The sequence below is a fragment of the Desulfocucumis palustris genome (assembly GCF_002933875.1).
Lineage (GTDB): Bacteria > Bacillota > Desulfotomaculia > Desulfotomaculales > Desulfocucumaceae > Desulfocucumis > Desulfocucumis palustris.
The window spans coordinates 1-25,644 of the sequence record NZ_BFAV01000055.1; the positions used below are offsets into that span (position 1 = coordinate 1).

A 25,644-nucleotide genomic window follows, 5' to 3' on the forward strand; every position below is an offset into this window, starting at 1 on the left:
AGGAATTATCTTTCTTTTCTCAGGTTATATAGCGAATATAAACTTTTTATAGCGTAATCACTAAAGAAAAACAGGACTTTTTCAACACTCTCCTAGTGGGAACCGAAGATGCCAACACCCTTTTATCCAACCTAAGGGGAGATTCAGAGTTGGCAAGTCTTGGACCAATCTTGGGCATCTCCAAGGTTATAAAAGGAGAGATGAGCCGTGAGGAGTATTTTGAGCGGAATGGTCATCGAGGTCCCCACGAGTTTGAGCTATCCATACCAGATCCTTCGGAGGATGTAAACTGGTTGGAAAGGCAGATTAAGGAATTTGAAGAGTCGGATACTGATGCGGATGAACTTCTGCAGAAGCAGCATATTCAATATGAGGCTGCCTGGAAGCGATTTGTGGAGCGTTTTCCAAGTAAGGTAAAGTGGCTTGAGAAGCAAATGGCAAAAGCATCTGAAGGTGCCCGTATCAGAGAGGCAGCACGCTCGGAGTTTGTGAGGGTTTTCAGGGTTGTCCGGTCTTTTGCACTCAAGGCGGGTGAGCTTACAGGAATAGGAGAAGATGTCTTTTTCCTTTACATTAATGAAGTAGAGGATCTATTGTCTGATAGAGATGTGAAAGTAAAGTATATACCAGCAAGAAAAGAAAACTATGAAAAATATAAAGCGCTGCCGCCATTCCCATCAGTTATTCGGGGACGCTTCAATCCTCTCGAATGGGTCAAAGATCCAAATAGAAGAATGGACTTTTATGATTCAACAATGCCAATAGCTATTGCATCCGATTCCGAAATGCTAAAGGGTTTTGCTGGAGCGGCGGGAAAAATAGAAGGAATAGTACGTATTCTTGCAACGCCTGAGGAAGGCGAAAAGCTTCAGCCTGGGGAAATTCTAGTTGCGACGACCACTAATGTAGGTTGGACTCCCCTTTTCCCTAGAGCCGCGGCAATAATAACCGACGTAGGCGCACCCTTGTCCCATGCTGCTATTGTTGCCAGAGAACTTGGTATTCCAGCTGTTGTAGGATGCGGTAACGCCACTTTGAGACTTAAGACGGGAGATAAGATTATTGTTGACGGTGGGCAGGGCATCGTGCATATATTGATGTAACATTTATGAAAAGGAAAAAGAAAGCTTTAGGTTTTTTGGATGATAGTTTTTAAAAACGGCATTAAATATTTAGGAAGGGATGATTTGATGATCGTCTAATGAGACTTTAAAAATCATTAAACAACCCAGGAGTATCAGAAGTTTTAAAGATGGACAGGTTAAGGAGGAAGAATCACAGGCGATACTGGAAGCGGGGTTGTATGCTCCTTACGCTTGGGAGCAGGGGCGGCATTTTACAGTAATACAAAACAAAAAACTGCTGGACAGGCTGAACCTTGCAGCTAAAGAGGCCGCTAAACAAATGGATATGGAGCATATTAATTTATATAAAGCGCAATGAGCCAGGGGACATTTCCCTGGTTTTTTTGTCGATTACAACATGCAGGACAAAGTCCAAGCGCTACCATTAGCGGCCTGAAAACCGGATAAACAAAGACACGATCTCAATCCGGGGCCGGCTTGAAAAGGGAACATTGATCATTTACTACAAGGCATATTTTAAAAAACCCGGCCCGGGTTAATGCAAGAGGATGATTTCCCGGAAGTATTTTTTCTGACCGTTGTTTTGAAAGTACGGATTATGGTTCTGCTTTGATTTCGGGATAAACTTGGCTTCATACCCTATATTAGGTAAATGAACAATTTGACCCAAGTGGTCATTTAATATATAATTAAAAAATGACCCAAGTGGTCATTCGGTTTTCGCATGAATACAAAAATGAGGTGGTTATCATTTATTCCAAATTTTATGGTTTAGAACCGGAAAAGCGGGAACGTATAATCAACGCGGCTCTTAAGGAATTTGCCCGCAATGGTTTTGAAAAGGCTTCCACAAACGGGATTATCAGGGAAGCTGGAATATCCAAAGGGTCTTTATTCAACTATTTTAACAGTAAAAAGGAATTGTATTTATTTTTGTTTGATTATATCCAGGAAATTATCAATAAAATCTATGCTGAAGTGGATTGGAAGGAAACCGATCTTTTTGAAAGAATGAGGCAAATCGGCTTAATTAAATTTAAAATCATGAAGCAATACCCGCAGGCATTTGATTTTTTTAAGAACGCCGGCGACGAAAGCGCGCCTGAAGTCAAATCCGAAATTGCTGCAATAGGCAAAGAGCTTATTGAAAGCGGTTTTGGATTAGGCTATAAAAACATTGATTTGACAAAATTCCGGGATGATATGGATAGAGAAAAAATGATGAACATTATTACCTGGACCATCCTGAGTTTTGCGGAGCAGCAAAGAAACAAAGTCGGCTCCTTTGGAGATATCAGCATCGATTTGCTTGGTGAATGGGACGGGTATTTTGATATATTGAAACGGTGTTTCTACAAAAAGGAGGAACAATAATATGTTTATTGATGTTTCAAGCTTGAAAAAGAGCTATATATCCGGCGCCGTTGTAAATGAAGTCCTGAAGGAAATCGGGATGGAGCTGGATGAGGGAGAAATCGGTGTTATTCTTGGGCCATCCGGCTCGGGAAAATCCACGCTGATGAATATCATCGGGGGCATTGACCGTGGCGACAGCGGCAGGGTCATCGTTGACGGGGTGGAGATTAACAATTTGAATAACGATCAGTTGACAGATTACAGGCGTGAGCAAATAGGTTTCGTCTTCCAGTTCTATAACCTGGTTCCTAACCTTACAGTGGGGGAAAACATTGAAGTTGTTTCCAACATCAGTAAATCGCCTCTGAACGTTGACGAAGTTTTAGCTGCCGTCCAAATGCAGGATAAAAAGCACCGCTTCCCCAGGGAACTTTCCGGTGGTGAGCAACAACGGGTCTCCATTGCCAGGGCCATTGTCAAGAATCCCAAGCTGCTGCTCTGCGACGAGCCCACCGGTGCGCTTGATTATCAGACCTCCCGCAGTATCCTGAAGCTTTTGCAGCAGGTGAACAAAAAATACGGAACAACCATTTTGATGATAACCCACAATGCAGCCATTGCCGCCATGGCCAACAGGATATTTAAGTTGCGAAACGGTGAGATTGTGGAAGCGGCGCTTAATCAGGCGACTGTTCCGGCGGAAAGGATTGAGTGGTAATGCCTTTGAATAAGAGGGTTTTGCGGATATTAAAAGAGAACATGCTGCGCTACGTCGGCATTCTAATGCTTATCATCCTGGGAAGTTATACCTTTGTTGTGGCGGCGGGGATTTCTCAGAATCTTGCCGGTTTGGTCACCACGTTTACAGAGGGGCATATGCAGGAGGATCTGTCCTTTTCAACCGACAAGGCTATTGCCGATAGCGTGGAATTAGAGAAAGCGTCCAACTCCATCATTGAAGAGTATATGAGTTTTGATGCCGCCCTGTCCGACTCGCTTACCCTGCGGCTGCTCAGTAAAACAGAAAAGCTGAACATCCCGGCTGTCATAGCGGGGCGGGAGCTTTCCGGCCCGGGGGAAATACTGCTTGATCCGGCCTTTGCCAGAGCGAATGGCTATCCTGTGGGTAGCAGTATCCTTGCGGCGGGAAAAACCTTCAGGGTTGTGGGCTATGTATCCCTGCCCCACTATATCTACCCCTTAAAAAACGTATACGATATCATGGTGTCGCCCAATAATTTCGGTGTGGGCGTTATTAACCGCGAGGAATTTACCGGTATGGACAACGTTTCTGTCATTTATTCCGTCAGGTTTAACGACAGAACCCGGAGCCTTAATCAACAGGCGGCTCAATTTCGGGAGCGTTTACACGGGGAAGGCATAACAGAGTCCGGCTGGATTGACATTATGAACAACAAACGCGCAAGAATGGCCTGGGCGTCCATAACCGGTTTAAAAACCATGAGTGTGCCGGTCCCGGCGGCAATGTTTCTTCTGAGCTGCTTAATTATCGGCATTGTGATATGGCGTATGATACGAAGTGAAGCGGTAATTATTGGGACACTCTACGCCCAGGGCTACCGGCGGCGCGAGTTAATGCGCCACTATATGGCCATTCCCCTGCTGCTGGCTATTACGGGCGGAGTGATGGGAAGCGTGTTGGCGCTGCCGTCCATCAGGCCGTCGGTTATGGCCATGGTTTCATACTATAATGTTCCCGTGGTTGACATCAAACTGAGCTTTTCCAATGTCTTAATCGGGATATTGACGCCCGTGCTATTTTTGGGCCTCAGCAGCTATCTGGTTATACGTTCGGAATTAAAACGCTCCCCGGCGGAGCTTATGAAAGGCGGCAAACAGAAAACCGGGGTTAACGCCCTGGAGCGCGCTCTTAAACTGGAAAGGTTTAAGTTTAGCACAAAATTCAAACTGCGGGAACAGCTTAGAAGCGTTTCACGGCTTTTGTTTCTGTTCCTGGGTGTTTCCAGCGCGTCTGTGTTTATGCTCTTTGGTTTCACCATTATGAACTCAATGGATTATGTATTCAAAAACAGTACCGGGGGTACCTACCGGTTTGAATATGAATATGCCTTTAAGGAGCTGCAATACGGTAAGGCGCCTGAAGGTGCGGAGGTTTTCTCCGCCGGAAGGTTTTATCCTGAGAACGACGAAGGGATCGAGTTTTATGTAACCGGCGTGGAGCCGGATTCGATGATTTTAACGCTGCAAAGCAGTGCCGGCAGTCCGCTTCCCAATGACCAGACAAATATTACCAAGCCTTTGGCGGACCGATTGGGCATTAAGGCGGGCGACAGCGTAACCTTCATAAACAAGCAGGATGGAAAGCCGTACACCTTTCATATTGACGCTGTGGCCGACTCCTACGCGGGGCAGTTTATCTTTATGCCCATAGCTGAGTTTAACGCGCAACTCAAACTGCCCGAAAACAGCTACACAGGGCTTTGGAGCACAAAAAAGCTTGATATTCCCGACGGGCGGCTTTCAGGAACAAAGTCGCTGAGCGAGACAACGAAGGCAATGGATGAACTGCTGGGGCCGATGGTTTCAATGGTGGCGGTGATGACCCTTATTTCCTGTGTTGTGGGCTTGATTATCATCTATCTTGTAACCTCGCTTATTATCGAGGAAAACAAAAATACAATCTCGCTTTTTAAGATATTTGGCTACAGGCGCCGGGAAATCCAGTCGCTGGTATTAAACAGCTCAACCTTTGTCATAGTGGCCGGCTTTATTGTTGGCATTCCCGTTATGGCGGCGTCAATGGGAGCAATGTACGGCTATCTTGGCGCCATGATAAATTTAGTGCTGCCAACCATTATCAGTCCGCTTTATGTGGCTGTCTGTTTTGCGGCCATCCTGCTAACCTATCAGCTTAGCAAGCTGCTGTGTGCCAAAAAGGTAAACGCGGTTTCCATGAGCGAGGCGCTAAAAGCAGGAATGGAATAGAAAAAAGCATGGTATTGATCTTATTTGAGGCCGCAGTGAAATTGCGGCCTTAAACTTTGGCTTTTTATCAAGCACCCCATAATCAATATATCCGCCGGTTCAGTATACTCCCGGATAGTCTGTCCGTGGCGGATGAGTTTAGCCGTCCGCTCCGTCAGCAAATTATATCTTTTATAGGGAAGACCGTTCCCGCCGGGCTGTATATAAAAAAGCCGGATCGATTGTATCCGGCTTTTTTATGGCACGCATGCCTATTTATAAACGATTCTAATATTTTATCCCCGGGTCATCCGCCATCATGTTAACAGTACCCCTGGGATAGAAAACATTATAATGATTTAGCCGGGGATCGGAATTCTGCTGAGTTGCTTTAGGGAATATGAATAGCAGCTGGTATTTCTCCCCGGCCTTATAAACCAGCATATCTTCAGTGTTATAATGATGAATGTTTTCAGGTGTTCCCAGTATCTCTTCCACTTTGGACATTGTAATTTGTTTAAGGCTGTTATCATATGACCTGACATCGAAAATCTGTAAACCCTTGTTAAACCCAAAAGCTGCATGGTGTTCTGAATAGGTGGCATATGTCCCTTTGGCAGAGGCAATATAGTCTGTGCTGTCCGGATCCCCCCATTTCTCATTTACGGTATCTATAACGGTGGTTTCAACAGGGAATTCGCAGTTTATAACCTTTCCCTGCGGGGCCAACTGCATAATCTCATTCAGCAGCGCCGCCTGCGAATCTTCTTTTTGTTCCGGATTCAAACTGCTTGATTCTGTTGAATTCTCAGAGGGTTGTGTGACAGGCTGCCTTATTGAATCTTTTTTGGATGAGGAACAGCCCGCCAGTAATACCAGGCAGAGTAGCAATAAAGTTATAAAGGGTATGCTCTTTTTTGACCTGAACATATTCTTACCTCCCCGTCTCTTAATATGACGATTTATGGAGCGAAAGGTTCCCGGGTATTTAACCATCAGCCTTTACCGCTGCTTAACGGGGATCGTACCCCACAACCGACCAGATACCCGTCTCGTCCTGCCTGACAAGCCGCTTCAGGTAGACCTGTTTAACCGGCCCGGCGGCGACCTCCACCACTGCCTGGGCGCCGTTGTTCGTCATAAGTTTAAAGGATGCTGCCGGTATTTCCGGTTCGCCTGTGATTCCCTCCGGGGATACCATTAAGTTGACAAAGGTTAGTGACACCTGCAGGGGATCAAGCTGCCAGGGGCTGCTTCCCCTGTCCACCTGCTGCTGGTCGGCTTTGGTAATTTCCATATCCACCGGAACCTCCACCCGGGCCTTGTTTACCATATTTTTACCGGTGTCCGGGAGGGTAAGGTCGCCGGCAATCTGGCGGGCCAATTCCACCCGCCGCGTTCCTTCGGCTTGAATTTCAATCCCATCCTGCCGCCACCTCAACCTTTCCTGCCATACTTCCAGCGGGCCGCCGGCAGCAGTGCCCAGGGCGGAATTGGGGGCCGGCTGGAAAGCTCCCCCGGCGGCACTTTCAACAATTGTGGTGTCGCCGTAGTCCAATACGATACGGTCTTTGAAGGCCAGGATGCGGGCCGGTGCCTCCTTCGGAAGCAGTGGTGTCAACCGGCTGATGGCGGCCGCTTCTTCCACCGTAGCCACCAATTGCCCCGGGTCCTTTTCCACCACCTTAAATCCTTCGGGCGGTTGGTAGGCAAATATTTTGGGATTGATCCCGGTATTCGGTTCAAAGCTTATAAAAGTCAATGTGGTCTGCAGCGCGTTTTGCATGGCTGTTTGCAGCTGGACGGGCAGGTTGGTTTCAGCGTCAATCCATAAATAGTAGGCCAGGCCTCCCGGTGGTGAAATTTCAATTTTTGTTGCCTGACGGCCGGCAATCATCTCCGATCCGACAACTTTATGCGGGTATTGTTTGGCCCGCTTAGCCTCATCCCGCAGATCAAAGCCATTCCGGGCCGGGTCCGGTAACAGCGGCAACAAGGCCACTTCTTTTTTTTGCGGGCGGAGCTGCCACTTTTTCTCGCCGTTATTGACGGTCATGGTGCCGTCATTCTGCCGCAGGGCATACTTATCTCCGTCCGACCAGAGCTCCACCCGGCGGATCATCCATTCCTCTCCGGCAGCGTTTTTTGAGCGCATTTCAAGTACGCCATGATAATTTGACAATTGGGCCACCGCTTTCTCCATTGCGTAAACCACATCAGGATTAAATAAGCCGGTCCAGCTTGTCAACACTGCAAATAAAAGCAATCCGGCTACCAATGCCGCGACAGCCGGCAAAATCCGCTTGCGGCGGGAACGCCCGGCGGCCGTTTCATATATCCGGTTACCGGGTTTAGGGTTTGGTTCAACCGGCTGGCGGAAGCCGGTAGTATTATTTTTTTGTATTTTATCAGCTAATGCTGCAGCCAGCCTTTGGGGGTATCCGGGACTGGGCATTGCCGGCTCTTTTAAAGTACGGACCAGCCTGACCGTTGCCAAAAGTTTTTCCAATTCCGGAGTACCGGCGGTTCCCTGGTGTTTTTCAGGTTCCTTTTCCGCATTCAAGGCATCAATATAATCTGAAAGTTTGTTTTCGGGATTATCCATTTCTTCATCCCTCCTTATCTAATCACTGTCATCCAGTATCTGAGCCAAAGCCTGCAAGGCCCGGTATTGAGCCGTGCGGACAGCGGCTTCCGTTTTTCCTGCAAGTTTTGCGCTCTCAGCCACCGAGTACCCCTTATTAATTCTTAAATCAAGGACGATACGCTGGTCTTCGCTTAATTTTGCTAAAGCATTTTCAATTTGCAGGCGCTGGGAAACAGCCTTTTGATGATCCATGCCGGCCGTTTCTTCCGGATTTATTTCTTCAAAATTTACCGGTATCCCCCGGCGTTTCCTTTGACGCCAGCGGTCACGCAAAACATTTAGGGCAACGGTCTTCATAAAGCCCGGTAAATTATCCCAGGGCATCTTGTGTTTTTGCAAATAAGCAAGGGTTTTGACATATGTTTCCTGGGTGATATCCTCGGCTTCCTCACGGTTTTGCACTTTAAAATATATAAAACGGTATAGAGGTTCCCACGTGGCGATGCATATCTGTTCAATAGATTTTAGATCACCTTCTATGGCTTTTTTAAGTTCATCAGGGGCATTCACAAGTCTTTGCACCTTCTTTCCCGGCCGGTTATTCTCATCAATAATAACGATTAAGTTAAACCAAATGTTACATGAAAAAATTTGGTATTTATTGCCAGTATTCAGGATTCAAGAATGGAGTCGTTGCTTCGACCTGGCAAAGGAACTGTAAACCAAAATATTTTGCTCAAAAAATAAGCAGCCCCGGTGGGTTTTATCAATCCACCGGGGCTGCTTTCCGGTCACAGCACTTCTACATATCCTTCCGTTCCGTTCACCCGGATTTGCTGCCCGTCTTTGATTAGCCTGGTGGCGTTTTCCACGCTTACCACCGCGGGAAGGCCGTATTCCCGCGCGATGACGGCGCCGTGGGTCATAAGCCCGCCCACCTCCGTCACCAATCCTTTGACCGATACAAATACCGGAGTCCAACTGGGGTCAGTGAATTTAGTGACTAAAATATCACCATCCTCTATGTCGGCATCCGCCATCCTTAAAACAACCCGTGCCCGTCCCTGGATAACGCCGGATGAAACGGGTATGCCCGCCAGGGCGTTCCGGGGGATGTTGCCGGTATTGTATTCGCCGGATAAAACCTCGCCCTCGGAGGTCATTACCCGGGGCGGCGTCAGTTTTTCATAAACTTCGTACTCCTCTTTTCGCCCGGCTATGATGCTGTAATCCACCCGGTTTGCGCGAACGGCTTCCCGGAGTTCCTCAAAGGATAGATAGTAAATATCCTCCTTTTCCCGGATGACCCCCTTTTGTACGAGCCTGCCGGCTTCCTTCAGCAGTGCCTGTTTATAAATCCAGTAACGCTGGATAAAGGCATATTTTGGATACTCCCGGTAACCGATATAATTGCGCAAAACACTGATCATCTTCTTTGTCTTTTTGGCCTTTTGTTTACCTCCGGGCAATTGCGCCAAACGGTTTAAGAGTTCCTGTTCCTTCTGTTGCGCTTCCAGCCTCCCCTGCTGGAATTTGACGCTGCGGGCATTGGGCTCAAAATTTTTGATATTGCTGAGAATCATGGGGAGCAGCGCGGTGGGCTGTTCGTTCCAACGGGGCCTGGTGATATCGATCTCACCGGAACAGCGCATCCCGTATTTTTCCAGGTACGCCCCCAGGGAGCGGCCGACAGCGTTGCCCCCTTCCAGTTCGGCCAGGTCCTCAAAAAAGGTTTCATCACCGGCGTGATGAAAATATTCAATCACCTCCGGATATTGCCGGACCACGTCCGATACATCCAGCAGCGCGAGTCCCATTTCGGATGTGACGTTGTTGGCCACGGACTGGGTGAGGGTGTCGGCCGCGCTTTTTTCTCCCAGCCATTTCTCCATATTTTTGTTGATCCAGCCCGATGCGTACACCCCGGCCATGATCGCTCCCATGCTTACCGGATGATACATGACTTCTTTTAATTGCTTATAGTCCTGTAAAATAAAGTCGAACAATTCCTCTCCGGATACGCCGGCGATCCTTTGCCGCAGCTCCCTGATAGACGCCTCGTTGCGGGAAATGAGATTTTGAATGATCCCCGCGTCGTTTTTGCGGTAGAGCTTTATGGCCTGAATGGGTATTGACCAGGATAGTCCCTCTCTGCCCATGCTGATGGATCTCTTTCCCCGGGGCAATGATTTCATAAAGGCTTTTCGTTTCGTTAAATTCAAGATGGCGTTTTGCATCAGGGGATCGTTCCTGCCCACGGTACCGAGCACTATCTTTCGTCCAATGGGCGAGGCCAGGTCGTGGGTTAGTTCCATGAACAGCCTTCCGCCGGCTTCGCGTATTGGAAAATCATCGGATAATAACTGAAGGAAGGACATGCCCAATGGTTTGATGACCTCTGTCATCATCTGTTGATGGCCGAAGGACATATACACATGATTCTTCTCATCATTTAAATCCGGTAAAGGGTATAGGGTGGTGATGGGACGGCTCTGAACGACAAAAAATGAAAGGGGATTCGCTTCATCCGGCTGACTGTCTTCGGGTTCCGGGGAATGCCCCCAACTGACGCACCATTCGATATCTTGCGGACAGCCAAAATACTGCTCGATTCTTCTGCCTATATTTTCAAGCTGCAAGATCTGCTCATCGGTCAGCACCTGCATATTCTGCCGCCCGGGCTCAATCTCCCTCTCCTCCGTACCGCCGTCTTTTAATGCATGGAGCGCCAGTTTTTTGGCGGATATCTTTTTATGGACGATCCTGCCCTCCCGCACTTTATAGATATCGGCATTCACCAGGCCGGAGACCAGGGCCTCGCCTAGGCCGAAGCCGGCGTCGATGGACAGCACCATCCTATTTGAGGTAATGGGATCCGCCGTAAACATAATCCCCGAGGCCCGGGGGAAAACCATCCGCTGGATGACAACGGACAGGTAAACCTTGCGGTGGTCGAAGCCGTTTTGCGCGCGGTAGATCACAGCCCGGTCCGTAAACAGCGACGCCCAGCACTTGCTGATATGCTGTAAAATCGCATCCTTTCCTTTGATGTTCAAATAGGTGTCCTGCTGGCCCGCAAAGGAGGCCAGCGGCAGATCCTCCGCCGTGGCGCTGGAACGCACGGCATAGGCGTTCTCCCGGCCGAGCTTTGAGAGATGGCGAAGGATTTCCTCCTCCATGTCCCCGGGGATATCTGTCTCTTCGATGACCTTGCGGAGCTTTGCGCTGATTTCACCTATTTTTTCCCTGTCCTCCGCCTTTAGAGAGGATAGTCGGTCCAGCAATGCGGCAACCTCCCGGTTGTTCCCGGTGATTCTTTTATACGCTTCGGTGGTGACGCAAAAGCCCTCCGGCACCCGTATTCCCTCAAGCCTTGATAATTCCCCCAGGTTTAATCCTTTGCCCCCGACCACCATGAGTTTTGTTTTATCGATCTCCTGGAAACCAAGCACATATGAATTCATACGGGTCCCCTCCTTAACTTGTTATAAATGAAATGCAAAATTTGGGGACAAATAATTAAAGGGCATATAAAAGATGTTTTATTCATTTTTTGCAAATACTGCGTTAATTATTTTGTAATAATCCGTTATTTTGCAGCCGGGTTCTTCGTCCCGGCTGTGGGCAATTTTGTCATTACAGATGAATTTATGGAAAATCGCCTCTGAAAACCTACAGCCTTGTGCCGTAGGAGGTTTACGAAATTTTTTTCTCCCTGGAATCGCTATAATATTCATCTCCCTGGAGGGTGCGTTCAGGCAAGAAAAACGTGCCGATGAAGCAAAGCATGGAAAACACAAGACCGACTTCAAATAAATTGCTGATACCGGCGGCGAGCGCAACCTTCACGGTGTGTAAAAGCTGAAGATACATTTCCTGGCCGGCCGCGCCGAACCGGGCAAACTGGCCGGCGATAGCCCGCTGGGCTTGTTCCGTCAACAGAGTTTGAGGATCGATCCGGGTTATGTTACCTGTTAGCTCCTTTATTGTTCCAGGCAGGGCGGAGTTAAAGCGATCCTGAAATCCACGATTTAAAATTGATCCGAAGATAGGGGAGGAAATCACTCCCCCCAGGGAAGAAACAAACTGCTGGGTGGAGTTGACGGTGCCCATCATACGGTATGGAAAGGCATTCTGCACGGCGATATTGAGCAGCGGCATAAGGGAACCCACCCCCAGCCCCAGCACCACCATGTTGACGATGACAGCGGTATAGCCGGTGTTGATATCCATTGTCATGAGCAGAATCGTACCCAGTATGATTGCTGCTGCGCTAATGTGCGAGAGCAGGAGATACTTTCCCGTTTTGGTCATGATCTGTCCGGAAATGATGCTTCCGACGATAAAACTGATCATCATGGGCGCCATAACCAGCCCGCTGTCCCGGGGGCTCAGGCCGATAACGCCCTGGACGAACAGAGGCAGGAACATAACACTGCCGAACATCGCCATGGACACGAAAATTCCGAGAATGAGCGAAGTGGAAAAGATCCGGTTGCGGAACAGAATTGGTGTTATGAGCGGGTCGGAAACCTTGCGTTCATACCAGATAAACAAGGCCAGCATAATTGCGCCGCCTCCTAACAAAGCCAGTTCCACCGGGGACGCCCAGGGATACTTTGTCCCGGCCCAGGTGAACCCCAGTAAAACGGGTACCAGGCCGGTGGCCAGCAGCGCCGAGCCAAACCAGTCGATTTTTACTTGTTCGTCCGCGCGGACTTTGGGTAAAGAGAGCACAACACCGATAATTGCCAGCGCTGCGAAAGGCAGGTTAATGTAAAATACCCAGCGCCAGGAGAACGAATCGGTAATCCAGCCTCCGACGGCGGGGCCAATAATGCTGGACAATCCAAATACCGCCCCCATGAGCCCCATCCAGCGGCCCCGCTCTTTGGGGTTAAAAATGTCACCCACCGTTGCCCGGGGCATGCTCATCATGGCGCCAGCCCCGATTCCCTGCAGCCCCCGGGCCAGCACCAGTTCCGTCATGGTGAGGGCCTGGCCGCAAGTCGCCGAGCCAACCCCGAACATTACCAGTCCGAAGATGTAAAAAGGCTTGCGTCCGTAAACATCGGATAACTTTCCGTAGATCGGCACTGATACCGCCGAAGTCAGCATGTAGGCGCTGAATACCCAGGCGTACAGGGCAAACCCTTGCAGGTCTCCGATGATGGTGGGAATGGCGGTGGAGACAATAGTCTGGTCCATGGAGGCAAAGAACATGGTTACCATGACGGTGGCCAGAGCCCACCATCTGCGTTGCCCCGTAATTTGATTTGTGGTTTGTGCTTTTTGTTGTAACGCATGGGTTGCCACTATTTTTTCTCCTTCTTCCCTGCTTTCGGCGACGTATCTAAAGCATATTTGCAATTTACGGAAAATAATATTAAGCCTATCAAATATTATTTTCACTTAAATAATAGGAGTTAATTCTTTAAATCTATTGATTATATTTGCCAAAAAAACACGTTACTGACTATATTGCCGGTATATATGCAAAATATACCGACATGCCTGCCAGTGCTGAGTCAGTTTCAAGAAATGAACCCCATTTAAAAAACCGTGCTTTAGACTGTTTGGTGAACTTGTTGGAGTTAGGCTGGATTTGGCGAAAACCATGACAGATGACTGTTCAGACATGGATAAAACGAATATGTACCACTAACGTATACTGAGACAGTCTTTTTTGGTGGGGAAGCTTGGAAGGGATAGTGGCCTTATAAAATTTGCGACCACCGGTTTAAGCCGGTGGTCGTTTAGTTAGTTCACCAATGTTTGATAAGCCCTGGCCATTTTTATGGCGGTGGCCTCCGCGCTGATTTGTTTGGCTGATTCTTTGGCCTGGCTGCCCAGGCGGTGTCTTAGTTCGTCGTTTTGAAGAAGGAGCAAGGATTTTTCTGCCAGGGCCGCTGCCGATGGCGGGGTTAGGAAACCGTCAAACCCTTCATTGACCATTTCCGCGATTCCATTGGCTCCCACAGCCACCACCGGAAGGCCCACCGCCTGGGCCTCGCTTACGATAATGCCCTGGGTTTCCGTGGTGGCGGCATAGATAAACAGGTCGGCGCCGGCATAGTAGTCTGTTAAGGTACGGCGGGGCAGGGGGCGGCCGACGATGGTTACCCGGGAATCAAGCCCCATGTTGGCTGTCATGGCCCGCAGTTCCTCTTCGTAGGGGCCTATGCCCACCAGGAACAGCCGGGTTGCCGGGCAGGCCCTGTTGATCCTGAGAAAGGCTTCCAAAACCATATCAAGGTTTTTTTCCTTGCCGAATCTGGCCACACAAAGCAGTACTTTTTCTTCCGGTCCGATGCCATATTCCCGGCGCAGCCAATCCGGGTCCGGGTCGGCAAATTCCTCCAGCTTAAGGCCTGTGGGGATGGCTTCCAGGGGTACGGTTATGCCCAGTTCCCGCAGTCGCTCTGCCACCATGTTGGTTGGGGTGATTACCAGGTTGCAGTTATTGCAAAATTTGCGTACAAAACCTAGCACCAACCGCCGGGCCAGGCCCGGAAATAGCGGCACGTAATGAACATAAAGGTCGTACAGGGTGTGGTGGGTAAACACCAGAGGCAGTTTTTGCCGCCTGGCCGCGCGCGCTCCCACGCTACCCAGCAGGAACGGGGAATGGCAGTGAATCAGATCGATTTTCAGGTCCCGGATCATTTTACCTACCCCCGGTGCAAAGGGCAGGGCCAGGGAAAAATTTTTAATGGTGGGAGCGGTTATGGACGGAAACCGGAATACCCCCTCCTCTTTCTTTTGCCGGGAATAGGACGGCGCAAAAATGTAAACGTTGTGTCCCAGTCGCGAAAGCTCATGTCTAAATAATTCAATGGATCGGACAACTCCGCTTACGTAGGGATAGTAGCTGTCGGAAAACATGGCTATATTCATCCGAACCCTCCTGAATATTTCACCGGTTTAAAATCATGGCAACACAGCGACAACAGTAACATTAAACAATATTCACCCCCGGCTTGAAAAACACCTGTCTTTTTCGATTGGGATTTTTACCCGGGCGGTAATCCTGCCACCGGATATTAATAGCTCCAGCGGGTGAAAAAGCGAATAAGCTGAAGGCATCACCGGTGAGCGAAGGTACTGCCTCCCAATGGTTTTATGACTGCTTGCCTTTTTCAGCCAATATTTCCACGAAACCCTTTGTCCCGTCGACCCGAACGTATTGACCGTCGTTTAACAGTTTGGTGGCATTGTCAACGCCAACTACCGCAGGGATTCCGTATTCCCGTGCTATGACTGAGCCATGGGTCATCATGCCGCCGATTTCCACCACCAGGGCCTTGGCTGAATGAAACAGGGGAGTCCAGCCCGGATCCGTGAAGGGCGCCACCAGGATGTCCCCTTTGTTTAGTTTGGCTTCTTCCGGCCTGAGGACGACCTTGACGTATCCCTCCGCAACGCCGGAGGAAACAGGGGTGCCCGCCAGGGCACCTTCCGGGACCTCAACTCCGCTCCTGATACCTGTTATCGCCTCTCCATCGCTGGTCATAACCCGGGGAGGGGCCAACTTTTGATGATGTTCATGGTTTTTTTTGCGGATATCGATTAGAGCTTCGGCATCCTCCGCTAAACGATGCTCCAACAACGCTTCCAGTTCTTCTATATAAAGATAGAACACATCGTCTTCCTGCCGCAAAATTCCTTTTTCCCGAAGGGACCCGGCCTCTTTCAGGACAGCCCGCCGGTAAATATCAAAAGTGCGGACAAGGGCGTATTTGGGAAACTCCCGCAGGCCCATGGAGTTCCGGTAAATGGCAAGAAGTCTGGACATCAGTTTAACTTTGAAACGCCCGCCGGGGGTTTTCCCAACACGTGCCAATAGGTTTTGTATAGCTTTCCCTGCTTCCTTCTCGCCCTGTTTGAATCTCTCCCGGTGTTCACCGGGGCCGTTGCTTTTCATATGGTTTAAAATGGACGGAATAAGCATGGCCGGCGCTTCCCGCCAGCGGATGTTGGAGATATCGATTTCACCGGGGCAGCGTATACCGTAATGCTCCATGAACTTGTCCAGTTCGGCTTTAAATATTTCTCCGCCCTTGATTTTATTTAATCCTTGATAAAATGTGCCGCCCTCAGTTTTCTCCAGATAATCCGCCACTTCAGGATATTTTCGCGCCACATCCGCCAAATCCCCGATCATCAGGCCCATCTCGCTGGTCACATTGCCCGGCAGCGACTTGCTAATAGAACTGACATCCAATTCATCATCCAGCCAGCGTTTGGCCAGACGGCCGGCCACGGGCAGAACAAAGAAGCCTAAAGGCACGTGCACCATGCTGTCACTAAGCGCTTCCAGTAAACCCCCCACACTTTCCCGAACCCTTTTAATCCGTTCCGCCCCGGATGCCTGCATGATGCTCCTCTCATAGCTGTTTATGACCTGTTCCAGGGGAGCCATGGCCCTTTCAATGATGCCCGGGGGATCCCGGAAGAACAAATTATTCAAAATGCCCGGGATACCCTTAAAATAAAAGGGGAGTACCGGTTTGAACATTTTAAATAGCTGTCTCATTGTACCCCGGTTTTCCCCGGCCTCCCGCTGGAAATCCTCACCGGCCACAAATTTCGACAGGGCATCTCCCATCAAGTCGTCGGCAACGCTGATGTTGCGGATAAAAAACCGCCGAATAAGCTTACTGTACAAAGGAACGGTGGAATCGAAAAATAACCTGCCGCCCGCTTCCAGTATCACTGGGCTGGGAGAGGCAACAGAATCCTTGCCGAAGGGAAATATCCTCCGAAAAATAGAAATGGCCAGCGGCTTCATGGCATCCATCATCATCTGCTGGTGGGCAAGGGAAAAGAAAACATGGAGTTTATGGTCAGCCACTTGAGGAACGGGATACAGAGAAGTGATGGGGCGGCTCTGTAAAATATAGAATTTGTCACCGGCCAGGCACCACTCGATATCCTGTTCCGAGCCGAAATGTTTCTCTATCCTCTGGCCGAGTTCGGCCAGTTCCATAATTTTTTCATCGGGCAGGGCCTGTTGGCTTTGCAGAGCCGGAGACAGGTCTTTGACCACGGTTCCCCCTCCGGAAAGCGGATAAACGGCTTTTTTCTTTTCCGCTATTTGCTTCTTATAGAGCTGGCCTTTTCGAACCTGGTATAAATCCGCGGTAACAATGCCTGAGACCAGCGCCTCGCCCAGGCCGAAGCCGGCGTCAATGGAGACGGTGTGCCGGTGTCCGGTGACCGGGTCCGCTGTAAACATGATCCCGGACACTTCCGGAAATACCATTTGCTGCACCACCACGGACAGATATACCGCACGGTGGTCAAAGCCATTTTTGGCGCGGTAGACAATGGCCCGGTCGGTAAACAGCGAAGCCCAGCACTTCTGAACGGCCTGCAGCAGTTGCTCCGCGCCTTGCACATTTAAATAGGTTTCCTGCTGGCCGGCAAAGGAGGCCGACGGCAGATCCTCGGCTGTGGCACTGGACCGGACGGCGTAGGACTGTTCTTCCCCCGAATTTTTCCAAATGTCGATAATCTCCGATTTAATCTTTCCTGGCATGGCGGCGGACTGCAGGTGATCCCGGATTTGCCGGGCCAGTTCGCGGATTTTCTCCTGTTGTTCCGGCTGCAACCGCCCCAGGGAATCCAGCAGCCGGTCCATTTCATCACTTGCCGCAATGAAACGCCGGTAGGCTGAGGTGGTAACGCAAAATCCGGGGGGAACGGGAAGTCCCGCCCTGCTCATCTCGCCAAGATTGGCTCCTTTTCCTCCAACATCAGGTAAACTGGTTTTATTGATCTCATTAAAGCTCACCACAAATGAACCCATATTCTATCATTCCTTTGAAATTTATGAAATATATTGAGCTATATATTTCATAATATCCGGTTATATTATTGTTTGCAACAAATTTTGAAATTATTTAATTGTTAAATTACATAAATTTTTTTATTATTATTAAGAGGTGGAAAAAATGGATGGCTTTGAACGTCGCAGGGAAAGAAAAAAAGAAAATATCCGGCAGGCAGCTTTTAAACTTTTTTCCGCTCATGGGGTGCAGAAGGTCAGTATTGCCGAAATAGCGAAGAAAGCCGGGGTATCCCAGGTAACCATATACAACTATTTCGGCAGTAAGGATGAGCTGTTGCGGGATGTAATTACCGCATTCCTGGATGAAAAGCTGCAAGAATACATTGAGCTGATGGAAAGCAAGCTGTCCTTTCCTGAAAAAATAGAGCAATTCATCTTTGACAAAACAAAATCATTGGGCATGTTAAATCCTGATTTTCTCATTTCAATGGTTTCAAATGAACCCGGTATTCAAAGGATTATCGAGGATTTTGCCAGCAACAAATTAATTCCGCTGTTAATAAAGTTTATTGAAAAAGGCAAGAGCCAGGGCCACATCAACCAAAATATTTCAACCGAGGCGATACTGATCTACATAAGCGCCTTTAAAGCAGTCAAGACACCGGAATTAATGTCCGACCAGGACAGAAACCTCCGTTTGTTTGAAGAATTGGCGACTCTTTTTTATTATGGCCTGATGGGGAAACGGGAATTTATTTAAGGATAAGCGCACGGGGGAGATAATCTTTGAGACTGGACAGGCTGTTATCCATAGTAATGCTCCTTGTAAACCGTAAACGAATCCCGGCCAGGGAACTGGCCGGGATCTTTGAGGTATCCGTAAGAACCATTTACAGGGATATAGAGGTTATCAACCGGGCCGGAATACCTGTGGTAACTTACCAGGGGGCCAATGGCGGGCTGGGTATAGCGGATAATTACAAGGTGGACAGAAATGTTCTGACCCAGGACGACATAGTAGCAATGCTTACGGCCTTAAACGGGCTTAAAACCACCCTGGACGACAGCAGGCTGTCCAGCGCCATCGAAAAGGTTAAAGGGCTTATTCCCGAATATAAATACGGCGAGTACAACGAGAGAAGCAGTCGGATTATCATTGACCTGACGCCCTGGGGCGGAAATGAAGAGCAGAAGAAAAAGATTAATTTATTAAAGGGCGCCATTGAAAATAACAGCCTGGTTTCCTTTGAGTATTCCGACGCAAGGGGTGTTAAAACAAAGAGGCTGGTTGAACCCATGTGCCTGGTTTTAAAAATGCACGTCTGGTATTTATACGGTTACTGCAGGGAGCGGGATGATTACCGGCTGTTCAGGCTGTCAAGGATGAAGGCCCTGGAATTATTAAATATGCCGTTTGTTAAGAGGAGGGTAAATTTACAAGAATTACCCTGGGAGTATCGGTGGTACCACAACACAACGCTGATAGAAGCGGTTTTGCGCTTTGACGGCAAATTAAAGGCTCTGGTGGAGGAAAGATTCGAGTCGGAAGACATTATTTATGAAAATGACGGAACACTGGTGGTAAAAATGAAATGTCCCGAGGATGACTGGCTTTACGGTATGATTCTAAGTTATGCCGAAACCGTTGAAGTGTTGGAACCACCGCGCCTGCGGGAGGTTATAAAAGAAAAGCTCCGGCTGGCGCAGGAAATTTATAATGGGTGATTAAAACAATTCGCCTCCGGCTAAAAGCCCTGATAAACCCCCCGGGGGTATTTTCTTTTTTCAGGGTATTGTTCCGTTGAAAATAGGATTTAATCATGTTTTTGCAGCCAGGGTGTTGATAAAAAAATTGTCGGTAATTTGACACTTGCCTATTGACTGAACATTCATTCAGGGTATAAAGTAATGTTAGCGAAATTTTTTGATTATTTAGTTGAAAGGAAATGATCATATGGGTTCCAATTTCATGCTGTCCTACCGGGACCACAAATTTATACTGAAAGAATGGCTTCCCCTGGAGAAAATTTTGTCTTACCAGCCATTCAGCGAATCCTATAGCGTGGACGACGTGGATATGATTCTGGAACAGTCTTACAAGGTATCCCGGGAGGTTCTTGCTCCCACCAATGAGGAGGGGGACAGGCAGCAGGCTCACCTGGTGAACGGAGAGGTTGTGCTTCCGGATTCCTTTAAGGAAGCCTTCACATTTATTCAGGAAAACGGCTGGGGCTCCGGCAATCTGGATTTGGAAAGCGGCGCCGCCCTGCCGGAGATTTTGCTTACCGCGGTCAATGAGTTTATGACCGGCGCCAGTCCGGCCTTTGTGCCCTATGTGGGTGCTACCACGGGGTCGGCCCGGCTGATACAGACCTTCGGCAGCGAAGAATTAAAGAATCTATTTCTGCCAAAGATGATGGACGGCAGTTGGTCCGGCACCATGTGCCTCACAGAGCCCAACGCGGGCTCGGATGTGGGGGATATCACCAGCAAGGCTTTTCCCACCGATACTCCCGGCCTGTATAAAATAAAAGGCACAAAATGCTTTATTACCGGGGGAGATCAAAACATTACGGAGAACATTATCCACCTTTTGCTGGCCCGCATAGAGGGCGCGGCTCCGGGGACCAAAGGCATCTCTCTTTTCGTGATTCCCAAGCACAGGGTGAATGAAAACGGGGAGATTTTAGGAAGCAACGACGTTACCACCGTGGCCGTGGAACACAAAATGGGCCTAAAAGGCTCCGCCACCGCCATGCTGAGCTTTGGAGACAACAATGAATGTTACGGCTACCTGCTGGGCAATCCCCCGGACGAGCAGGGAAAGGCCAGCGGTATGGCCCAGATGTTCCAGATGATGAACGGGGCACGTTTTGAGACAGGACTTATGGCCCTGTCCATAGCCGCGGTAGCCTATAATAACGCCGCCAAATACGCCCGGGAGAGGGTACAGGGCCGTCCCCTGACCAATCCCAAGGGTGAGCGCCTTCCCATTATCAAGCACGCCGACGTAAGGCGCATGCTTCTGGATATGAAGGCTCACATTGAGGCGGTGCGGGCTCTCATATACAAAACAGCCTTTTACACGGATATTCAGCACCACGATCCGGACAAGGGAGAGAGACTGAAAGCCGCCGCCGCTGTTGACGTGAATATACCCATGGTGAAGGCATATGCCTCGGATGTGGTATGGCCCCTGGTGGCTGAAGCCATTCAGGTTTACGGCGGATACGGTTTTTCAGAGGAATACCCGGTTGCCCAATCCGCCCGGGATTGCAAGATACTGTCCATCTGGGAAGGCACCAACTATATTCAGGCCATGGACCTGATCGGCCGCAAATGGACCATGAAAAACGGTGAGATATTCAAGGGCTGGATGCTGGAGCTGAAACAGACCATTGAATCGTTTAAGGATAATGCCGAATTCAGCAAGGAATATGCGGTATTGAGCGAAGCTTACAACGCCTACCGGGGAATTCAAAAAGTTGCCATGGGATTCTACATGCAACAAAAATTCGACATGCTGCCCCTCTTTGCCACACGTGTGCTGCACGCCACCGCGAAGCTGTATTGCGGCGCGCTGATGATGGAGCAGGCTCTGCTGGCGGCGGAAAAAATAGGGGAGCTGGGAGAAGGACATTTTGATTACGCCTTTTACAGGGGAAAAGTGGAGGCGGCACGCTACTACGTCCGCAATATAGTTCCCGAGGTAATGCTTGCCGCCAGGCTGATTGCGGAGGAAGACACCTCGGTGCTGGACGTGCCCGAGGAATCCTTTGATTATTAAACCGGTTTATCTACCATCCATAATATATTTGGGCAACCCTTAAAGGGTCTGCCCTATTTTTTACAGGGTGCAAAAATATTTTTGGCCATGCCTTAATAATATGGGATGCTGAGGAGGGTGTGTATGCTATTCCTGAATCCTAAAAAATATCAGCGTAATTTTCCGGATCAAAAAACCCGGGATATAATGCTCAAGACCATTGATTTTTTTGAAAAAAAAGGACTGAAAAGCCTCAAGGAAGACGACCAGGAATGTAAATGGTATGAGGATTTTTTGCGGTTTATTAAAGAAGAAAATATTTTTGCAGCCTTGCTGACTCCGGCCGGCTACGGCGACCCGGAGGCGCGTTTTGATTTATCCAGGGTGTGCGAGTTCACAGAGGTGTCGGCGTTTTATTCCCTGGCCTACCAGTATTGCTACCAGGTCAGCATTCTGGGACTGGGGCCAATCTGGATGGGGGACAACGAAAAGGTTAAACAGGAAACGGGCCGGCTGCTTAAGGAGGGCGGCATCTTCGCCTTCGGCATGTCTGAAAAAGACCACGGAGCAGATTTGTATTCCAACGAGATGAAGCTGTTCCCCCGGCCGGACGGCACATACCTGGGCAGCGGCGACAAGTATTACATAGGCAATGCCAATGAAGCCGCGCTGGTTTCGGTATTTGCCAAGCATGCGGATACCGGGGACTTCGTGTTCTTTGTGGTGAACCCCAAACATGAGCAGTACCAGCTGGTTAAAAAAATATATACATCCGGTGTCCGCCCGGCGTATGTGGGTGAGTTTGCCGTTAGGGACTATCCCATAAAAAGGGAGGACATACTTTCGGAAGGAGCCCTGGCCTGGGATTCGTCCCTGTCAACCATAAATATAGGCAAGTTCCAGCTTGGATTCGCCTCGGTGGGCATATGTGAGCACGCCTTTTACGAAGCCCTGGACCATGCCGCCAACCGTATGCTTTACGGCAAGAAGGTAACGGATTTCACCCACGTCAAAAAGCTGTTTACCGAGTCCTATGCCAGGATAATCGCCATGAAACTCTTCGCCCTGCGGGCCGTGGATTATTTCCGGTCCTCCTCGGAAGATGACCGGCGCTACCTGCTGTTCAATCCCATACAGAAGATGAAGGTTACCACCCAGGGTATGAAGGTTATTGATATGATGCTGGATGCCATTGCCGCCAAGGGTTTTGAGCAGGACACTTATTTTGAGCTGGCTATTCGTGACATTGGCATGATACCCAGGCTGGAAGGCACCACCCATGTAAATATGGCCCTGGTAATTAAATTTATGGCCAATTATTTCTTCAACAATGTTGACTATCCCGAAATTGCCAGGCGCCTGGATGCCCGGGACGATTCCAACCTGTTCCGCCAGACCACCGGCAAACTGGCTAAAATCAAATTTCCTGATTACCGTAAAGCCTACCAGGGGATTAACCTGCCCAATGTGACCCTGTTCCTGGAGCTGGTGGAGCTTTTCAGGGAACTGCTGGCAACTGCGCCCCCGGACCGGGAGCAGATAAAAAATGTGGACTATATGCTGCACCTGGGCGAGCTTTTTACCATGATTGTTTATGCCCAGTTGGTTTTGGAAAACGCCGGGCTGTATAATGTCGATAACGATTTGCTGAACCAGATATTCAGTTTTATGGTCAGCGACTACGCCCAGTACGCCCTTGCCCACATGGTCAATTTTGTAAACAGCCCGGCCCAGGAGGCCCTTCTCATTAAAATGCTGAAGAAGCCCGTGCCGGACCCCGCCCAGAGGGACAGGGTTTGGGAGGAGCAGGTCTTTTCACTGCGGGGCCAATATAAAATGAACGAATAAAACATTGTTTTAAGCCCTCCGAGCTTGTCCGGAGGGCTTTTTATGGGCACTTTTTTTAAAATTCAACCGGTGGTCCCATAACCTCCGCAATATCTTGCTTCACTTGCTGAAGCCGCTGGTAATCATTCTTATTTAGAAGGCTGTCTTTTCCGGCCTCATAGTTTTTAATCGCCTCATCCACCGGCAGCACCCTGAAATTCAGCCGGTTGTTCTCTCTGTAGGTATGCACCCAGACCGGGATATAGGAGGCCTTCTCTATGGCTGTTTCACCTTCGGCTGTTTTATGAATATCCAGATTTAATATTATTCCGCAGTCCGAGTGGCGCCATCGCTGGTTGGAAATAAAATTGCCCAGGGAGTATATTACAAAGCAGTTTTTCTGTTTTCCTCCGGCTGTAATTGTTTGGGTCTCCATGGGCTGCACCACGTGAACGTGGCAGCCCAGCACCGCGTCCACTCCCTGCTGAAACAGTTCCTTCACCAGGGTCTTTTGGAACTCATTCGGCTTCTGCTGGTATTCGGTTCCGAAATGCATGCAGGCTATAATAAGGTCGGGAGTTTCTTTTTTTAGCAGATTTATATCCTTTGCAATCCGTTCCCTTTCAATCAAATTTACCATGAAGGGGGATTCCGAGGGCACAGGTATGCCGTTGGTGTTCTGGGTGTAATTCAAAAAACCCACCCGGATGCCCTTTATGTCCACTGTAAAGGGCTTTTCACTTTCTTCCCCGGAGCGGTAGGTGCCGGTGTGCAGCAGCCCGGCCCGGTCAAGATTGTCCAGGGTCGCGGCAATCCCGTCCGGCCCCATATCCATGCTGTGGTTGTTGGCGGTGGTTACCATGTCTATACCCAGGGCTTTCATATCCCCGGCCAATTCCGACGGGCTATTGAATCTGGGATAACCGGAGTAGCCCTTTGCCGGCCCGGCCAATCTGGTTTCAAGATTGGCAAGGGTAAAATCTGCTCCGGATAGCTGGTTTTCCACTTCCGAAAACATTTTTCTGAAATTATAGCCTGACCGCTCCGGCTCATAGGCGGCGTTAACCACCGGCATGTGCATGAGAAAATCCCCCAGGGCGGTTATCCTGATATGCGTATCGCGGTTATTTAGCTCCTCTCCCCGGGGTTTTTCCGCCGGGGAGCAGCCCTGTACGCTTAAAAGCAGAAACGATACTATTATTATTAATATTTTTGTTCCGGCTCGAAATAAAATGTGGCTCACCCACCTTGTTTAAAAAATACACCCTTTGCGAAAACTGGCCGACCTTTATGTTAAAATTAAATAAAGAATATCGTACCAATATATTATATATTGTGACTTTAGCAAAAACTACCATTATTTTGGAGGAACAGAGGATTGTCTGTGAGAAATTTGTTTGTCTACGGGACGCTAATGGCAGGTTTTGGTAACCACAGACAATATATAGCATCCTGGGCAAGTAGTATTGCACCTGCATTAATCAGCGGCCATTTATATCATTTGCCCCAGGGTTATCCCGCCTTGCTGGAGGGAGAAGGGGTTGTCAGGGGGGAGCTTGTATTTTTGCCCCACCTGGACATGATCATAAAAAATATTGATATTCTTGAGGATTATTACGGCCCGGGCGGAAACAATATGTACAGACGGGAAATAGCAGAGGTCGAAATTATTGAAACCGGTGAAAAAGCGGCTGCCTACGTTTATTTCTATTGTGATGAAAGATACGCCAGGCAGGAAGGTATTCGTATTGTAAACGGAGACTGGAGAAAATTCATGGAGCCGGGAATGCAAAAAATGCCGCTCCCGCATTGAGGCCGCAGCCGCAACCCAGCAGATGGACTTTTACAACGGCCTCCTGGAGACAAACGGGAGGAATAAACTACCGGTTGACCGGAAAGAACCAAAATGATAAAGTAATATCTTGCCGGCGGAAAACGCCGCTCTGGTTGGAGCTTTATAGTCTGTGGGGCCAAGGCTTTAAGGACGGATTCTTACAGGCTTTTAGCGGGATAAAAGGGCAACGGTGTGGAATAAAATACCGGTTGACCGCAAACAGGCAAAGTGATAAAGTTATAACTCCCGGCGGCAAAAGACGGAGAAAATGCTGAAAAAAGAAAGCAGCAATGAATAAAAAGCCAAAGGGTGGCAAAAACTAACGGTTGACTTGGAGAAAGAAAAGTGATAAATTAATGACTTGCCGGTGGTAATAATACCGGCAAAAAATACCGGTCCTTGAAAACTAAACAGTAAAGCAAGATGGATTAATGGTAAAACCATAATCCT

General features: G+C 48.9%; 18 protein-coding genes. 10 read left to right on the forward strand and 8 right to left on the reverse strand.

Annotated elements, in window-relative coordinates; genetic code table 11:
- Positions 1–149 precede the first annotated feature (149 nt).
- The 5 genes from DCCM_RS04575 (at position 150) to DCCM_RS04595 (ending at position 5,408) form a co-directional block, all read left to right on the forward strand.
- Complete coding sequence (locus DCCM_RS04575; protein WP_231702658.1) at positions 150–1,103, forward strand: PEP-utilizing enzyme; 954 nt, start codon at positions 150–152, stop codon at positions 1,101–1,103.
- Between the two features lie 115 nt (positions 1,104–1,218).
- Entirely contained in the window at positions 1,219–1,443 is a 225-nt protein-coding gene (locus DCCM_RS04580) for a nitroreductase family protein (protein ID WP_269433731.1), read from the forward strand.
- Between the two features lie 347 nt (positions 1,444–1,790).
- Positions 1,791–2,459: a TetR/AcrR family transcriptional regulator gene (locus DCCM_RS04585; RefSeq protein ID WP_373855396.1), complete on the forward strand. Its 669-nt coding sequence runs from the start codon at positions 1,791–1,793 to the stop codon at positions 2,457–2,459.
- A 1-nt stretch (position 2,460) separates the two neighbouring features.
- Positions 2,461–3,159 carry an ABC transporter ATP-binding protein gene (locus tag DCCM_RS04590; RefSeq protein ID WP_104371280.1) on the forward strand — a complete coding sequence of 233 codons (699 nt, stop codon included), beginning with the start codon at positions 2,461–2,463 and terminating at the stop codon, positions 3,157–3,159.
- Positions 3,159–5,408 carry an ABC transporter permease gene (locus tag DCCM_RS04595; protein WP_104371281.1) on the forward strand — a complete coding sequence of 750 codons (2,250 nt, stop codon included), beginning with the start codon at positions 3,159–3,161 and terminating at the stop codon, positions 5,406–5,408. The genes DCCM_RS04590 and DCCM_RS04595 overlap by 1 nt, the downstream gene beginning before the upstream one ends.
- A gap of 267 nt (positions 5,409–5,675) precedes the next feature.
- On the opposite strand, the gene DCCM_RS04600 is transcribed toward DCCM_RS04595, so the two are convergent.
- The 7 genes from DCCM_RS04600 to DCCM_RS04630 all read right to left on the reverse strand — a co-directional run bounded on the left by DCCM_RS04600 (position 5,676) and on the right by DCCM_RS04630 (position 17,785).
- On the reverse strand, positions 5,676–6,317 hold the full coding sequence (locus tag DCCM_RS04600) for a YjgB family protein (RefSeq protein WP_104371282.1): 642 nt from the start codon (positions 6,315–6,317) through the stop codon (positions 5,676–5,678).
- A gap of 82 nt (positions 6,318–6,399) precedes the next feature.
- Positions 6,400–7,992: a LolA family protein gene (locus DCCM_RS04605; RefSeq protein ID WP_104371283.1), complete on the reverse strand. Its 1,593-nt coding sequence runs from the start codon at positions 7,990–7,992 to the stop codon at positions 6,400–6,402.
- An 18-nt stretch (positions 7,993–8,010) separates the two neighbouring features.
- Positions 8,011–8,556, reverse strand: a complete 546-nt coding sequence (locus DCCM_RS04610) for an RNA polymerase sigma factor (RefSeq protein WP_231702659.1) — start codon at positions 8,554–8,556, stop codon at positions 8,011–8,013.
- A gap of 209 nt (positions 8,557–8,765) precedes the next feature.
- Positions 8,766–11,438: a phosphoenolpyruvate synthase gene (ppsA, locus tag DCCM_RS04615; protein ID WP_104371285.1), complete on the reverse strand. Its 2,673-nt coding sequence runs from the start codon at positions 11,436–11,438 to the stop codon at positions 8,766–8,768.
- Positions 11,439–11,670: 232 nt separating this feature from the next.
- Complete coding sequence (locus DCCM_RS04620; RefSeq protein ID WP_207655543.1) at positions 11,671–13,290, reverse strand: MDR family MFS transporter; 1,620 nt, start codon at positions 13,288–13,290, stop codon at positions 11,671–11,673.
- Positions 13,291–13,734: 444 nt separating this feature from the next.
- A complete protein-coding gene (locus DCCM_RS04625) occupies positions 13,735–14,871 on the reverse strand; it encodes a glycosyltransferase family 4 protein (RefSeq protein ID WP_104371286.1) in 1,137 nt (378 codons plus the stop codon).
- A 223-nt stretch (positions 14,872–15,094) separates the two neighbouring features.
- Positions 15,095–17,785 (reverse strand): phosphoenolpyruvate synthase, encoded by a 2,691-nt coding sequence (locus DCCM_RS04630; RefSeq protein WP_104371287.1) that lies wholly within the window; start codon positions 17,783–17,785, stop codon positions 15,095–15,097.
- Between the two features lie 145 nt (positions 17,786–17,930).
- Between DCCM_RS04630 and DCCM_RS04635 the strand changes: the two genes are divergently transcribed.
- The 4 genes from DCCM_RS04635 to DCCM_RS04650 all read left to right on the forward strand — a co-directional run bounded on the left by DCCM_RS04635 (position 17,931) and on the right by DCCM_RS04650 (position 23,381).
- The gene (locus DCCM_RS04635; protein WP_104371288.1) at positions 17,931–18,527 is read left to right on the forward strand and encodes a TetR/AcrR family transcriptional regulator; all 597 of its coding nucleotides are present in this window, start codon (positions 17,931–17,933) and stop codon (positions 18,525–18,527) included.
- A gap of 26 nt (positions 18,528–18,553) precedes the next feature.
- Positions 18,554–19,492, forward strand: coding sequence for a helix-turn-helix transcriptional regulator (locus tag DCCM_RS04640; protein WP_104371289.1), 939 nt, complete (start codon positions 18,554–18,556; stop codon positions 19,490–19,492).
- 229 nt (positions 19,493–19,721) lie between these two features.
- The gene (locus tag DCCM_RS04645; RefSeq protein WP_104371290.1) at positions 19,722–21,554 is read left to right on the forward strand and encodes an acyl-CoA dehydrogenase family protein; all 1,833 of its coding nucleotides are present in this window, start codon (positions 19,722–19,724) and stop codon (positions 21,552–21,554) included.
- Between the two features lie 123 nt (positions 21,555–21,677).
- Positions 21,678–23,381 carry an acyl-CoA dehydrogenase family protein gene (locus DCCM_RS04650; RefSeq protein ID WP_104371291.1) on the forward strand — a complete coding sequence of 568 codons (1,704 nt, stop codon included), beginning with the start codon at positions 21,678–21,680 and terminating at the stop codon, positions 23,379–23,381.
- A gap of 55 nt (positions 23,382–23,436) precedes the next feature.
- Here DCCM_RS04650 and DCCM_RS04655 read toward each other — a convergent pair whose 3' ends face one another.
- Positions 23,437–24,603 (reverse strand): CapA family protein, encoded by a 1,167-nt coding sequence (locus DCCM_RS04655; RefSeq protein ID WP_104371292.1) that lies wholly within the window; start codon positions 24,601–24,603, stop codon positions 23,437–23,439.
- A gap of 141 nt (positions 24,604–24,744) precedes the next feature.
- Between DCCM_RS04655 and DCCM_RS04660 the strand changes: the two genes are divergently transcribed.
- Complete coding sequence (locus tag DCCM_RS04660; protein ID WP_231702661.1) at positions 24,745–25,173, forward strand: gamma-glutamylcyclotransferase family protein; 429 nt, start codon at positions 24,745–24,747, stop codon at positions 25,171–25,173.
- The last annotated feature ends 471 nt before the right edge of the window (positions 25,174–25,644 follow it).

What these genes read in the sequence shown, in the direction of transcription:
- DCCM_RS04590 (WP_104371280.1), top strand. Translation starts at nt 2,461, where the DNA reads ATGTTTATTGATGTTTCAAGCTTGAAAAAGAGCTATATATCCGGCGCC.
- DCCM_RS04595 (WP_104371281.1), top strand. Translation starts at nt 3,159, where the DNA reads ATGCCTTTGAATAAGAGGGTTTTGCGGATATTAAAAGAGAACATGCTG.
- DCCM_RS04600 (WP_104371282.1), bottom strand. Translation starts at nt 6,317, where the DNA reads ATGTTCAGGTCAAAAAAGAGCATACCCTTTATAACTTTATTGCTACTC.
- DCCM_RS04605 (WP_104371283.1), bottom strand. Translation starts at nt 7,992, where the DNA reads ATGGATAATCCCGAAAACAAACTTTCAGATTATATTGATGCCTTGAAT.
- ppsA (WP_104371285.1), bottom strand. Translation starts at nt 11,438, where the DNA reads ATGAATTCATATGTGCTTGGTTTCCAGGAGATCGATAAAACAAAACTC.
- DCCM_RS04625 (WP_104371286.1), bottom strand. Translation starts at nt 14,871, where the DNA reads ATGAATATAGCCATGTTTTCCGACAGCTACTATCCCTACGTAAGCGGA.
- DCCM_RS04630 (WP_104371287.1), bottom strand. Translation starts at nt 17,785, where the DNA reads ATGGGTTCATTTGTGGTGAGCTTTAATGAGATCAATAAAACCAGTTTA.
- DCCM_RS04635 (WP_104371288.1), top strand. Translation starts at nt 17,931, where the DNA reads ATGGATGGCTTTGAACGTCGCAGGGAAAGAAAAAAAGAAAATATCCGG.
- DCCM_RS04645 (WP_104371290.1), top strand. Translation starts at nt 19,722, where the DNA reads ATGGGTTCCAATTTCATGCTGTCCTACCGGGACCACAAATTTATACTG.
- DCCM_RS04650 (WP_104371291.1), top strand. Translation starts at nt 21,678, where the DNA reads ATGCTATTCCTGAATCCTAAAAAATATCAGCGTAATTTTCCGGATCAA.